Source organism: Alteromonas sp. S005, assembly GCF_036864475.1.
GTDB lineage: Bacteria > Pseudomonadota > Gammaproteobacteria > Enterobacterales > Alteromonadaceae > Alteromonas.
In genome coordinates, this window is sequence record NZ_JAZETN010000002.1 from 24,630 (window position 1) to 38,311 (window position 13,682).

General features: G+C 45.1%; 9 protein-coding genes. 5 read left to right on the forward strand and 4 right to left on the reverse strand.

From position 1 onward, the window contains the following. Positions 1–343: 343 nt before the first annotated feature. The 5 genes from tkt (at position 344) to V7R55_RS02820 (ending at position 8,339) form a co-directional block, all read left to right on the forward strand. A complete protein-coding gene (gene tkt / locus V7R55_RS02800) occupies positions 344–2,335 on the forward strand; it encodes a transketolase (RefSeq protein WP_334057160.1) in 1,992 nt (663 codons plus the stop codon). An 18-nt stretch (positions 2,336–2,353) separates the two neighbouring features. Further along, positions 2,354–3,364: an erythrose-4-phosphate dehydrogenase gene (gene epd, locus V7R55_RS02805; protein WP_334057162.1), complete on the forward strand. Its 1,011-nt coding sequence runs from the start codon at positions 2,354–2,356 to the stop codon at positions 3,362–3,364. Between the two features lie 116 nt (positions 3,365–3,480). Continuing rightward, on the forward strand, positions 3,481–4,656 hold the full coding sequence (locus V7R55_RS02810) for a phosphoglycerate kinase (RefSeq protein ID WP_014948385.1): 1,176 nt from the start codon (positions 3,481–3,483) through the stop codon (positions 4,654–4,656). Between the two features lie 301 nt (positions 4,657–4,957). After that, on the forward strand, positions 4,958–5,857 hold the full coding sequence (locus tag V7R55_RS02815; RefSeq protein ID WP_334057165.1) for a fructose bisphosphate aldolase: 900 nt from the start codon (positions 4,958–4,960) through the stop codon (positions 5,855–5,857). A 346-nt stretch (positions 5,858–6,203) separates the two neighbouring features. After that, positions 6,204–8,339, forward strand: a complete 2,136-nt coding sequence (locus V7R55_RS02820; protein WP_334057167.1) for a S9 family peptidase — start codon at positions 6,204–6,206, stop codon at positions 8,337–8,339. A gap of 40 nt (positions 8,340–8,379) precedes the next feature. Here V7R55_RS02820 and V7R55_RS02825 read toward each other — a convergent pair whose 3' ends face one another. The 4 genes from V7R55_RS02825 to V7R55_RS02840 all read right to left on the reverse strand — a co-directional run bounded on the left by V7R55_RS02825 (position 8,380) and on the right by V7R55_RS02840 (position 13,625). Beyond that, positions 8,380–9,111 carry a substrate-binding periplasmic protein gene (locus V7R55_RS02825; RefSeq protein WP_334057168.1) on the reverse strand — a complete coding sequence of 244 codons (732 nt, stop codon included), beginning with the start codon at positions 9,109–9,111 and terminating at the stop codon, positions 8,380–8,382. A 179-nt stretch (positions 9,112–9,290) separates the two neighbouring features. Then, positions 9,291–10,853: an exopolyphosphatase gene (gene ppx, locus V7R55_RS02830; protein WP_334057170.1), complete on the reverse strand. Its 1,563-nt coding sequence runs from the start codon at positions 10,851–10,853 to the stop codon at positions 9,291–9,293. 16 nt (positions 10,854–10,869) lie between these two features. After that, entirely contained in the window at positions 10,870–12,942 is a 2,073-nt protein-coding gene (ppk1, locus tag V7R55_RS02835) for a polyphosphate kinase 1 (RefSeq protein WP_334057172.1), read from the reverse strand. A gap of 176 nt (positions 12,943–13,118) precedes the next feature. After that, positions 13,119–13,625 carry a glycine cleavage system protein R gene (locus tag V7R55_RS02840; protein ID WP_334057174.1) on the reverse strand — a complete coding sequence of 169 codons (507 nt, stop codon included), beginning with the start codon at positions 13,623–13,625 and terminating at the stop codon, positions 13,119–13,121. Positions 13,626–13,682 lie beyond the last annotated feature (57 nt).

Here is a 13,682-nt window from a genome sequence, read left to right on the forward strand (position 1 = left end):
GTTATAAATACCAGTCTTTACTTCTAGACGTCTAAAAGTCTCTTTGTTACGAATAGTTGACATGACCCGATCATATTTGGGGTTATTTCGATGTAGAACAAAGACAAAGGCATATAAAACGTTATCGGCAATGCCGTGGGCTTTATAAGCTTCTTTGAAGTTTTTGGATTTACTTTCGATAATGGCAATGAAAATCCATTGAACTGAAAGGTGGCATGGGTAAGAATAGCCCCACATTAAGAGGTGCCTAGAAGTAGAGCAAGAGCAGACAATTGATGTTCTCCAGTGCTCACATCAATTACTACCATGGTACCAAAAGATACAAAATAAATCAGGAGACAACATGCCCTCTCGTCGTGAACTCGCCAATGCAATCCGTGCATTAAGCATGGATGCCGTTCAACAAGCTAAATCTGGTCACCCAGGTGCCCCAATGGGGATGGCTGATATTGCACAGGTACTATGGGGTGATTTCTTATCACACAACCCTGCAAACCCATCATGGGCTAACCGCGATCGCTTTGTACTTTCAAATGGTCACGGCTCGATGCTGTTGTACTCTCTTCTTCACCTTTCAGGTTACGAACTGCCAATTGAAGAGTTAAAGAACTTCCGCCAATTGCATTCAAAAACGCCAGGTCACCCAGAGTACGGTTATGCGCCAGGTGTTGAAACGACCACTGGCCCACTAGGCCAAGGTATCAGTAATGCTGTGGGCATGGCGCTTGCCGAAAAAGTACTAGCTGCACAATTTAACAAAGATGGTCACACTATTGTTGACCACCACACCTACGCATTCTTAGGCGACGGCTGCTTAATGGAAGGTATCTCACACGAGACATGTTCACTAGCCGGTACACTAGGCCTTGGTAAGCTTATCGCTTTTTGGGATGACAACGGCATTTCAATCGATGGCGAAGTTGAAGGCTGGTTCACTGACGATACACCAGCACGCTTCAAGAGCTACGGTTGGGAAGTGATCGATGGCGTTGACGGTCACGATGCAGAGCAAGTGAAGGCCGCCATTGAAAAGGCACAGGCGAATACTGCGCAGCCTACGCTTATTTGTTGTAAAACCACCATTGGTTTCGGTTCGCCTAATAAAGAAGGTACCGAGTCTTGTCACGGTGCACCACTAGGTGAGGACGAAATTGTCGCTACTCGCGAGAAGCTTGGTTGGAGCCATGGCGCGTTCGAAATTCCTGACGATATTTACGCTGGTTGGAATGGCAAAGAGAAAGGCTCAAAAGCGGAAAGCGCGTGGAATAACGCTTTCGCAGCATACGAAGCCGCCTACCCAGAGCTTGCAGCAGAATTCAAACGCCGTGTAAATGGCGAACTGCCAGCAGATTTCAGCGACAAAGCAGACGCTATCATCGCTGAACTTCAAGCTAACCCACAAAACATTGCTTCACGTAAAGCGTCGCAAAATGCATTAAACGCGTTTGGTCCGCTACTTCCTGAGCTATTAGGCGGCTCTGCCGACCTTGCTGGTTCTAACCTTACCATCTGGGAAGGTAGCAAAGGCGTTGAAGCAAACGATGCATCAGGTAACTACATTTATTACGGTGTACGTGAATTTGGTATGTCGGCCATGATGAATGGTATTGCCCTTCACGGTGGCTTCAAGGCATACGGTGCAACCTTCCTAATGTTTATGGAATATGCACGTAATGCGGTACGTATGGCAGCGCTAATGAAGCAGCCTGCAATTTTCGTTTACACCCACGATTCAATTGGTCTAGGTGAAGACGGCCCAACACACCAGCCGGTAGAGCAGGTGGTAGCGCTACGAGCAACGCCTAACCTTGATAACTGGCGCCCTTGTGATCAGGTTGAGTCTGCTGTGTCGTGGAAGTCTGCTATTGAGCGCACTGACGGCCCAACCACGCTGATCTTCACGCGTCAAGGCTTAGCGCAGCAAGAAAGAACGGCTCAACAAGTTGCTGATATCGCGAAAGGCGGTTACGTACTTAAAGACTGCGAAGGTACGCCAGAGCTTATTCTTATCGGTACTGGTTCTGAGGTTCAGCTAGCCGTTGAAGCTGCTGCGAAACTAACCGAGCAAGGCAAAGCGGTTCGCGTAGTGTCTATGCCATCAACTGACGTATTCGACCGTCAGTCTGCTGATTACCGTGAAAGCGTGCTGCCTTCTAGCGTTGTTAAACGCGTAGCGGTTGAAGCGCTGTCTAAAGATAGCTGGTACAAGTACGTTGGCTTTAATGGCGCTATCGTGGGCATGGACACCTTTGGTGAGTCTGCGCCTGCAGGCGACCTATTTAAGCACTTCAACATTACCACTGACGCTGTAGTAGAGGCTGCACTGTCTCTGTAAGAGGTAATAGATAAGCCTATGGTAAATATTGCCATAAATGGGTTTGGTCGTATTGGTCGTAACGTGTTGCGCGCGCTGTATGAAAGTGGGCGCAACAACGAATTTAACGTGGTGGCCATTAACGACATAGCTAAACCCGAAGGCATAGCACATTTACTTAAATACGATACCGCCCACGGGCGGTTCCGTTTTGATGTGGCCTTAGAAAATAACACGCTTAATGTGGCAGGCGACGATATTACACTGCTCGCGATAAGCGATATTAAAGACCTACCCTGGAAAGACTTGGGCGTTGATATTGTGCTTGAGTGTACGGGCAAGTTTGATGACAGAGCGTCGGGGCAAGCACATTTAGATGCAGGCGCTGGCAAAGTGCTTTTCTCATCACCTGGGTCGCCAGATTTAGACAATACGGTCATTTTTGGTACCAACGAAGACACGTTGACCAGTGAACAAAAATTAGTCTCCAACGGCTCTTGCACCACAAACTGCATTGTTCCTGTTATCCAAGCGCTAGACGCTGCGTTCGGTGTTGAAAGTGGTACGATCACAACCATTCACGCGTCTATGCATGACCAACAAGTTATCGACGCCTATCACGAAGATTTGCGCAGAACCCGTGCTGCAAGTCAGTCGATTATTCCCGTTGATACCCGACTTGCTGCCGGTATAGAGCGCATTCTGCCTAAGTTTGCGGGAAAATTCGAAGCCATTGCGGTTCGAGTGCCAACTATCAATGTTACTGCCATGGATTTAAGTGTAACGCTTCAATCTAAGGTTACGATTGAGCAAGTGAACCAAGCCCTTCGCAATGCAAAAGCGGGGCGTTTACAGGGTATTTTGGACTACACCGAAGAGCCTTTGGTGTCGGTAGATTTCAATCACGACCCTCACTCGTGTATTGTAGATGGCACACAAACAAGAGTCAGCCACAAACAACTGGTTAAAACACTGGTGTGGTGTGACAACGAATGGGGTTTTGCAAACCGTATGCTCGATACCGCAAAAGTGATGTTCGAAGCAAAATAAAGCATTGATGCTGCCAAGGGTTGGTAGCACCAGCCCGCGCAGCTTTCACAGTTAATTTGAGCGTGTCTTACCTTCAAAACACGCTCTACTGAATTTAAATTAACATAGGAAAGACGATGGCAATTCCAAGCATGAGCGATATGGCCCTAAAAGGTCAGCGCGTACTAATTAGACAAGATTTAAACGTGCCGGTAAAAGACGGCAAAGTAACCTCAGATGCGCGTATCAAAGCATCTATCCCTACGATTAAAGCAGCCCTAGACGCAGGTGCGGCAGTTATGGTGATGTCTCACCTTGGTCGTCCTACTGAAGGCGAGCCTGCAGACGAATTCTCTCTTCAACCTGTTGTTGATTATCTTAATGACGCCCTAGACGTACCGGTTAAGCTTGTAAAAGATTACCTTGACGGTGTTGAGCTTAGCGAAGGCGAACTGGTTATCCTTGAAAACGTACGTTTTAATAACGGCGAAAAGAAAGACGACGAAACGTTAGCAAAACAGTACGCAGCACTTTGCGATATCTTTGTTATGGATGCGTTCGGTACTGCTCACCGTGCACAAGCGTCTACTCATGGCGTTGCTAAATTTGCACCAAAAGCCTGTGCTGGCCCATTACTTGCTGCAGAATTAGACGCACTTGGCAAAGCGCTAGACAACCCTAAGCGCCCAATGGTTGCTATTGTGGGTGGTTCTAAAGTATCGACCAAGTTGACCGTGTTAAAAACATTGGCTGAAAAAGTTGACCAGCTGATTGTTGGTGGCGGTATTGCCAACACTTTCATTGCTGCTCAAGGCCATAATGTAGGTAAGTCACTAGTAGAGATGGACCTTACCGAGCAAGCCACGCAGCTTATGAATGAAGCGCAGGCGAATGGCGGTAATATTCCAGTGCCTACAGATGTTGTCGTTGGCAAAGCGTTTGATGAAAATACCGAAGCGACGCTAAAAGTAGTCAGTGACGTTGCCGACGACGATATGATTTTTGATATTGGTCCAGACTCGTCAAAGGCGTTAGAGGACATTATCAAGAACGCGGGAACCATTGTATGGAATGGCCCTGTCGGCGTATTTGAATTTGAACAGTTCAGTGCAGGTACGAAAGCGCTGTCTGAAGCGATTGCGGCAAGCGACGCATTCTCAATCGCTGGCGGTGGTGATACACTAGCAGCAGTTGATAAATACGGGATTGCCGATAAGGTCTCTTATATTTCAACAGGTGGTGGTGCGTTCCTAGAATTCTTGGAAGGCAAAACACTACCAGCGGTAGCAGTACTAGAAGAAAAAAATAAATAAGCCTGGGCGCTGCATGTAAACGCAGCGTTTTAAAGCTCTCGATAGCTAAGGCCTAGTGCAAAGTTGCCCCAACATGTGTCACGTTCAGTAACAGCATTTTTGAGCGTGACCATTTAATCGGAAACGATTATCCCAGCGAAACAGTGAAGTACGCTGGCATAAATACCAATCTTATTACAGATGTGTTTACTCTAGGTGCCGGCAAGCCGTGTAAGAGACAAACAGATCTTTAATAGAATTGGTATAACAATAAACCCTACACCTGTCTATTAAGGCAGTAATATACAAAAGGAGTGTTGCAATGGCATCACAAGCTCAGCAGGCAATGCTGGATAAACTGAAAACACAAACCGGTTTTATTGCAGCGTTAGATCAAAGCGGCGGTAGTACACCTAAAGCGTTACGCTTATACGGCATCGAAGAGTCTGAATACAGCTCAGATGAAGAGATGTTTAATCTTGTTCACGAAATGCGTACGCGCATTATCACCAGCACCCCTTTTAGCGGCGAGCGCGTTCTTGGCGCAATCTTGTTTGAAAACACCCTTGATAGAGAAATTGAAGGCATGTCTTCTGCACACTACCTGTGGCAGAAAAAGCGTGTTATTCCTTTCTTAAAGGTAGATAAAGGTCTAGCTGAAGAAAGTAATGGCGTTCAAGTAATGAAGCCAATGCCTGGTCTTGATGCACTGCTAGCTAAAGCGGTAGCGCAAGACGTGTTTGGCACTAAGATGCGCAGTGTGGTAAAGCTTGCGAATCACCAAGGTATTAAAGATGTTGTTGCTCAGCAATTTGAAGTGGGTAAACAAATCTTAGCCGCAGGCCTTGTTCCGATTATTGAGCCAGAAGTAGACATCCACAGCCCACAAAAAGCGGAAGCTGAAGCTCTTCTTAAATTAGAGATCCTAACGCAGCTAAACCTTCTAAACGAAGGCCAGGAAGTTATGCTCAAGCTAACGCTTCCAACAGAAGCTAATTTCTACAAAGAGCTTGTTGATCACCCTCGCGTACTTAAAGTGGTTGCACTTTCTGGTGGCTACAGCCGTGACGACGCAAACGCAAAACTGGCAGAAAACCAAGGTATGATTGCGAGTTTCTCTCGAGCATTAACCGAAGGCGTTTCTGCAAAGCAGTCTCAAGAAGAGTTCGAAGCAACGCTTGATACTGCAATTGAAGGTATCTACCAAGCGTCTAAAGCATAATTACACGCTTTCATATTATTTTTATTGAATTTTGGAAGAGCGCCGTTGGCGCTCTTTCTATTTGTTCACTTTTCGCTGTTGTCCTAGTGAGCAAAGACAAATATCGTAAATAAACCTCATTCCACGGTCCGCGGGCTGTTAAGAGTGCAGTTGACCGCTATCACGCAGCTAACCACTCGGCTAAATCTAACGCCCCTGTTTCATGCGCTTAATCGCCCAGCGATGTCGCTCAACGTTTAATCTTTATTGGCTGAATATATTCAGTAATATGGAGAAGAAAAATGCATCACTACATCGTGATCACCCCATAAAAGAACGGATAAGAACAAATAGATTAAGGTGAGATATGTCCTTTACGATAAATCACAGGTACCCTTCAGTCAAAAAACGGTTTGCTATATGGGCTGCACTATTTAGCGTAGGCACGCTAGCTATGCCAGCCACAACGCTTGCAAGCAATGAGATAGAATCTTTTACTACCGACTCTGAACACTATTTTAAATCGGAAGATATTTTTAATTTGGAGTACGTGAGCGAAGTTCAGGTGTCACCAGATGGTAAATATGTTGCGTATGTGCGCCGTTCAAACGACATTATGACGGACAGCAGTCGAGCGAACGTCTGGTTAGCGTCTGTAGACGGCAAATCTCATCGCCCACTACTGTCATCTAAAAAAAGTTACTACTCTGTTCGTTGGTCACCAGATGGAAGCCGATTGGCTTACCTATCCAATGAAGAAGGTAAACCGCAATTGTATGTGCGTTGGATGGATACAGGGCAAACGGCACTCGTAACAAATGTCACCTCAAACCCAAGTAACATCACTTGGTCGCCAGATGGTAAGCACATTGCTTTCACTATGAGCGTAGATACCAAGGAAAAGCCGCTAGACGTCAAGATGCCTAAAAAGCCTGACGGAGCAAAGTGGTCACCTAGCTTTCAATATATTACCAAGGCTCGCTATCAAGCCGATGGCCGAGGCATTCTTGAACCTGCTTACACCCATATTTTTATTGTTCCTGCTGACGGAGGCACAGCACGACAGCTTACCTCAGGGAACTACCACCATAATGGGCGCTTAAGTTTCTCTCCTGATAGCGACAAAATCTATTTCTCTGCCAATCGCAGTGATAACTGGGAGTATGAGCCGGTTGAGGCAGATATATTTTCTGTTGATATGTCGGGCAATATTGAACAATTGACGCAGGATAAAGGGCGAGAATCGTCACCTGTTGTATCGCCGGACGGAAAGCATATTGCTTATGCGTACCGTGACGACGAAAAAGTGATGTACAAAAATAGCTATTTGTATGTGATGAATAGCGACGGCTCTGAAAAAAGAAATATAACAAAAAACATTGATAACTCGGTGTCTAATTTTCATTGGAAAGACAACAAACGTATCTACTTTCAGCAATCGGTTCGTGGTTTGGCACAAGTCGATTTAGTGTCTTTGTCGGGCAAAGTGGAAACAGTAGCGAGTGGACTTGGCGGCACTACTTTGGGTCGACCATATGTGTTTGGTACCTATCATGCGGTAGGTGATGTCGTCGCTTACACTAAAGGGCGTACAGACCGTCCTGCAGATTTGTTTGTTACTACTCGAAATGAGCGACAGCTTACCGCACTAAATGAGGACGTTTTAGGCCACAAACAATTAGGTGAGGTTAGGGAAATAGTTTATCAGTCTTCTATTGATGGCGAAGAAATTCAAGGTTGGTACATTCTCCCACCAAACTATGACAGTTCAAAGGCATACCCTCTTATTCTAGAAATTCATGGTGGACCTAATCTAGCTTATGGCCCAGTCTTTACCGCTGAACTACAGCGTATGGCAGCAGAGGGATATGTGGTGTTCTATGATAACCACAGAGGCAGTACGGGGTATGGTGAGCGCTTTGCACTGCTACTTCAAGGTAAATATAGCTCTGAGTATGACTTTGCTGACCATATGTCTGGAGTAGACGCCCTGATTGAAAAAGGTATTGCCGATCCAAAGCGCTTATTTATAACGGGTGGGTCAGCAGGTGGCATTGCATCAGCATATGCGATTGGACTCACAGATCGTTTTAAAGCGGCTGTGGTCGCGAAACCCGTTATTAACTGGTTATCGAAAGTGCTGACCGCTGATTCGGGCCTGTACCAAATACCTTTTCAATTTCCGGGCAAGCCGTGGGATAACGTAGAACATTATTGGAAGCGCTCGCCACTATCCCTTGTAGGCAATGTAACTACGCCCACCATGTTGATTACGGGGGTGGAAGATAAACGTACTCCAATGTCTGAGACTGAACAGTTTTATCAAGCATTAAAACTGCAGAAGGTGGATAGTGTACTGGTAAAAGTGCCCGGCTCGCCTCATGGCATTGCTTCTAAACCTTCAAGAATGATTGGTAAAGTAGAGAATATTTTGGCGTGGTTTAAAAAATACGACAGCGCGCATTCAGAAAATGCCAAAACCGAAGATACGTCATTAAATTAACGCGTTGGAAAACGAGTCTAGCGAGATAGAGCAAATGGGGCTATTGTGCCGATTCAATCGGCTCAAGGCCCCATTTTTTTAATATTCGAGCATACTCACCATTCGCTTTCAAAATCGAAATTGCATTTCTAAGCGCGTTCACTTTGTCAGGCTTAGTTTTAAGGCCAGTAGCAACAAAGAGTTCGGCGTCCAGTGCTTCAATGACATATTCGCTCGTCACCGCGTTAGGGTTAAACCCTGCCTCACTAATTTCATACTGCCCAGTTTCAAAATTGGCCAATGCGAAATCGATGCGTTCCATGTACAAAAGCTTCCAAAGTTGTTCAGGCTCTGCTACCAAAGCTAGGTTTTTATTTTCTTCAAAGCCTTTTTGTTGCAAAAAAAATGCTGAACCATAGCCGCGTATTGAGCCTATTCGAAAGTTTTTGGCCTCGTTTAATGAAGTAACATGTGCTGTATCTCTTTGCTTTAGCCGAATAAGCGCTGCCTGAAGGTGATTCACTTTGCTCAACCATTCAAACTGGCTTTCTCGCTTTGGCGTCTTTAACAGTGATAGCAGCACAAAATCTGGCTTTTTAAGTGCTTCATGATAGGCTCGTGCCCAAGGCATGTGTTCTAACGAACTGCTGAAAGGCAGGAGAGGCTTTAATGCATTCGCAAGGTCAACATTAACGCCTTGAGCTTTTCCATCCTTGTCAATCCAATAATAGGGCGGCGTAGTTTCAGTCAAAAAATAGATGTGATTAGCCGATGCATAGGCTGACAAACTCAAAAATAGTACTAAATAAATACAGATACCACGAAGCATAAGAACTAACAAAAACCTATAAAAATTAGATTGGTCGATAAAAATATAAGGAAAAGCTAATGCTAAGTATATCCGTTTTGTAGGTAAAATGCTGATTTCTGCTTATAAAACGGTCATTTTAATGCTTGGTTTCCAGTGCTTATTTATTCCATTGTGGGATGCAATTGCTCGATATCGGGGAAAACTGAAAGCTTTAATTCAAGCGCTTTCCAATAGTGACTTTCTCTTAGCAAGTCTGCAGAAATTATAGGCTTTTCGTCTAACCAGCCGTCAGGGAAGGTAATGGTCAGTTCGTTCTTTTCTACATTAACAACGAGGTCAGGTACAAAACCCTCTTGTCGTTTAATATTAAGCAGTACACCCAAACGCAGTAACGCGATTAAATGCTTAACCGATTGCTCATCAAAAAGATTAAATGCGGGCAATTCATTGGTTCGAATTTTCTTTCTATGGAATCGCACGAGCGTAGCTAGCAGTAACTGTTGTTCCTGGGTAAATCCTGGCATGTCCACGTTGCCAAGAATATAGGCGCTATGTTTTTGTATGCCTCGAGAGTTAATTTGCATGCCGACTTCGTGAAGTAAAGCTGCCCAGCCGAGCATACTTTTAAAGTCACGCCCTTTAAGTTTCCATTCTTTTTCAACATCGTTGAAAAGTGAAAGGGTTGTATTAAGCACCATAGTGGCTTGGGACGTATCTACATCGTAGCGCGTTGCCAGACTACTTGCGGTTCTGCCGCGAATATCAGCGTGATGAAGCTCATCTTCCATCTGATAAAGTACACCCTCGCGCAGGGCGGCAGGCGAGTAGATCAACCCTTCAATTTCTAGCGCTTTAAAGACAGCAATGAGAATAGCGAGACCACCTGCGATAACCACGCGGCGGTCTTCACTTAAATCTGGGTAACTTAGCTTGTCTATATGCCCTGCGTTTGTGAACTGCTTCATTAAATTGCGTAAGCTTTTAAGCGTTACCGGGATATCAGGGCCATTCGGTCTGTCTTGCTGGCAAAGCGTGAACAGTGAGCGAATGGTCCCTGACGTACCGATGCATTGGACCCAGCCAAGTCTGCGGTACTTATTGTCGATTAACTCAAGCTCTTGCTGCGCAGCGGTTATAGCGCGGTTGAAGGCTTTAGGCTTTAGCTCTCCGTCTGGGAAAAAGCGTTTAGTATAGCTAACACACCCCATTTGAAGGCTGCGGCAAAGCAAAGGCGTAAAACCTTCGCCAATAACGAACTCAGTAGAGCCACCGCCTATATCAATAACCAGCTGTTGGCCGTCGGAGTGGTTAGTATGTGCAACGCCTGAATAAATAAGTCGCGCTTCTTCTACACCAGAAATGACTTCGATAGGGTAGGGAAGGATATCTTTTGCTGCGCTAATAAAATCGCGGGCGTTACGCGCTCTGCGCAACGTGTGGGTGGCGACAATTCTCACGGAGTCGGGCTCAAAACCTTTCAGGCTCTCTGCTACCACTTTTAGCATAGCAAGCCCGCGCTCCATCGCTTCATCAGACAAGATATCGTCGTCGTTAAGACCTTCGGCCAAGCGAACTTTTTGTTTAACTCTATGCAGAATCTGCACAGACCCAGCAACAATGCGTGCTACTACTAAGTGAAAACTATTTGAGCCAATATCGAGTGCTGCGACTTTACTGACTTCGCGGGTTTCCACGTCATTAAAAACTGATTCGTGCTGGGTCATGTACTAATTTTCTATCCTACAAAGTGTCTTCTAGCTTCTTCAAATAGTCGTATATTTCTATTTGCGAGCGAAGTTTTTTACGATTTCCCCTGCGAACGTACTTGTTGCTCTGATCCTTGTCAATCACTCGAGCTTTCAGGGTATCTTTAAATTGTAGCTCCATTATATCAACAATACGCTGTTGAAGGCCTTTGTCATAAACCGGGCAGCCTACTTCTATGCGGTTATCCATGTTTCGGGTCATCCAGTCAGCAGATGAGATATATACTTTTCTCTCACCGCCGCCTTCAAAAATCATCACGCGAGGGTGTTCAAGGAACCTATCAACAATAGAGATGATTTCGATATTTTCGCTTATCCCTTTTATTCCGGGGTTAAGTGAGCACATACCGCGCACAATACCGCGGATCTTAACCCCGGCCTGGCTCGCACGATATAAATCATCAATAAGTTCTTTATCAACGAGGTTGTTAATCTTAAAGGTGATTTGCGCATCTTGGCCCTGATTCAGGTGCTGGATTTCTTGACGAATTAACGACTGAATTTTGGTTCTGGCATTTAAAGGCGATATTTGTAGGTGCTGGAATTTATAGCGTCTGTAAGGGTATTGAATAAGATCGAATACCGCTACTCCTTCATCGGCCAACTCTTGATTGCGTGTGAATAGGCTGTAATCGGTATAAATTTTCGCAGTTTTTTCGTTGAAATTACCTGTACCGAAATGGGCATAGTTCACCAAACTACCCCGTTCTTCGCGGGTCACAATACACAGCTTAGAGTGGATTTTTAGGGTGGGCACACCAAGCACTACACGAATGCCCGCATCGGTCATGCGCTTAGACCATTCAATGTTTGCTTCTTCGTCAAAACGCGCTCGAAGCTCTACGACTACCGTTACTTTTTTACCATTGTCTACCGCATCAATTAGCGAGTTAACAATGCGCGAGTTGCTCGCCACTCGATAAATATTAATGCGGATAGATTTTACATTGGGGTCAAAAGCCGCCTGACGTACGAACTCAGTAAAATGAAGGAAGCGGTGATACGGATAATACAACAGAATGTCCCGTGCGGTTATCGCATCGAATACTGTGTTGTGTTTAGAAAATGCCTTGCTGTCGATAGCGGGAAGCGGGGTGTGTTCCAAATAGTCCCGTCCAACATTTGGGAAGCCAATGAAGTCTTTAAAGTTGCGATAGTGCCCAGCAGCATGCATGGTATCTAGCTTGGTTATTTTTAAGCGCTTGCGAAGATCTGTCTGCATGTCTTCTGGCATGTCAGTGTCGTAGATAACACGCACTGGCTCAGCAATAAGGCGCTGCTTCATGCTTTCTGACATTTTCTCAACGAAACTTTCGTCAATTTCTTCATTAATCGAGTATTCCGCGTCCCGGGTCATTTTGAATGAGAAAGCTTCAATTTCATCAAATTTCACAAAACCGCGAAAGATATCTTCAATGCACAGCTGAATCATGTCATCGAGCATAACGATGCTCTTTTTCTTACGACTCTTTTGCGGGGGGATAAGCATAAAGCGCGACATTTCAGAAGTGGGGACTTGAATAACGGCGAACTTAGGGTTGCGTTCTTTTCTGCGTAGCGCAACATACAAATAAACAGAGTTACCGTTTAAGCGGCTTAGCAGATCTGTTTTCTTATCAATAAGAATAGGCGCAATATGACGCAGTGCCTTGTTGATAAAATAATTGCGTACCCAATGCTTTTGATAATCGTCTAAGTCATCTTTACGCAGGATATGGATGTTGTAGCGGGCTAGGGTTTTGACAACGTCTTTGTGAATCTGGTCAAACTTTTCAGAAAGCTGTACCACCTTCTTTTGTATCTGCGCCATAAGTTCGGTAAGGCGCTCTGCTTCTTCTTCGTTACCATCGTTTTGCGCAATAGTAATAAGGCGTTTAACATCTGCCGCGCGAACCCGATAAAATTCATCCAGGTTATTAGAATAAATACCAAGAAAGCGAATGCGTTCTATTGCAGGGTTATTCTTATCCGCAGCTTCTTGCAATACGCGCTCGTTAAACGATAGCCAGCTTAGCTCTTTGGGATAATATAAAACGTCGTTATCCATAATGTCTCAATTCACGTTCATAAAAATGGTCAAAGACTGCCACCAGTCAGTGACACTACTGTGACAACACGTACTTTGGCACTAAAGCCTACATAATACGTTGCGGTGATTCCGTTACCTATGGGCATGATTCTGAGACACTGCGATAGTACCTCACGCGCTCATACCCCTATTTTTTATCGCGTTGCGGTAATATCTACGACTAAATCGTTGGCTAATGCCTCCAGTGCATCTTGTAATGCACCGTCGTCGAAGTCTTCCGTTACCGCTATTTCAGCTTTGGCTTTAAAAATCAGGCTGCCCCAGTTGGGCGCGCTCTCACAATGGGAAGCAAAAGTGAGAATATTCAAGTTAAACTGGTTAAGTACGGATGTTAGTTCCTGAACAATACCTGTCTTGTCATTACCCATTACATCAACGGTTAGCTTAGTTGTGTTGTTATTTATATTGCTTGCAACAGCAACAGATTGAACAGACAAGTCTTTGATGGCGTCTAAGGAATCTATTAAACCTTGCTTATTTTCATCGGCAACATGTACTTCTACGAAACCGGTGAACATACCCGCCATATGCGCAAAGCTCGACCCTTGCCAGTTGCCTTCATGCTTGTAAACACATTTTGCTAATGCATCCACTAGCCCCGGCTTGTCTTTACCCATGATGCTGATAACCAATGATTGCATACGGTGCTCCTTATTGGGCGTGTAGAGAAAAACTTTGATCGTCTTCCTGTTGGGTAA

Bases quoted from the DNA above. Each gene is read 5' to 3' on its own strand.
- epd (WP_334057162.1), top strand. From the start codon at position 2,354: ATGGTAAATATTGCCATAAATGGGTTTGGTCGTATTGGTCGTAACGTG.
- V7R55_RS02815 (WP_334057165.1), top strand. From the start codon at position 4,958: ATGGCATCACAAGCTCAGCAGGCAATGCTGGATAAACTGAAAACACAA.
- V7R55_RS02810 (WP_014948385.1), top strand. From the start codon at position 3,481: ATGGCAATTCCAAGCATGAGCGATATGGCCCTAAAAGGTCAGCGCGTA.
- V7R55_RS02840 (WP_334057174.1), bottom strand. From the start codon at position 13,625: ATGCAATCATTGGTTATCAGCATCATGGGTAAAGACAAGCCGGGGCTA.
- ppx (WP_334057170.1), bottom strand. From the start codon at position 10,853: ATGACCCAGCACGAATCAGTTTTTAATGACGTGGAAACCCGCGAAGTC.
- tkt (WP_334057160.1), top strand. From the start codon at position 344: ATGCCCTCTCGTCGTGAACTCGCCAATGCAATCCGTGCATTAAGCATG.
- V7R55_RS02820 (WP_334057167.1), top strand. From the start codon at position 6,204: ATGTCCTTTACGATAAATCACAGGTACCCTTCAGTCAAAAAACGGTTT.
- ppk1 (WP_334057172.1), bottom strand. From the start codon at position 12,942: ATGGATAACGACGTTTTATATTATCCCAAAGAGCTAAGCTGGCTATCG.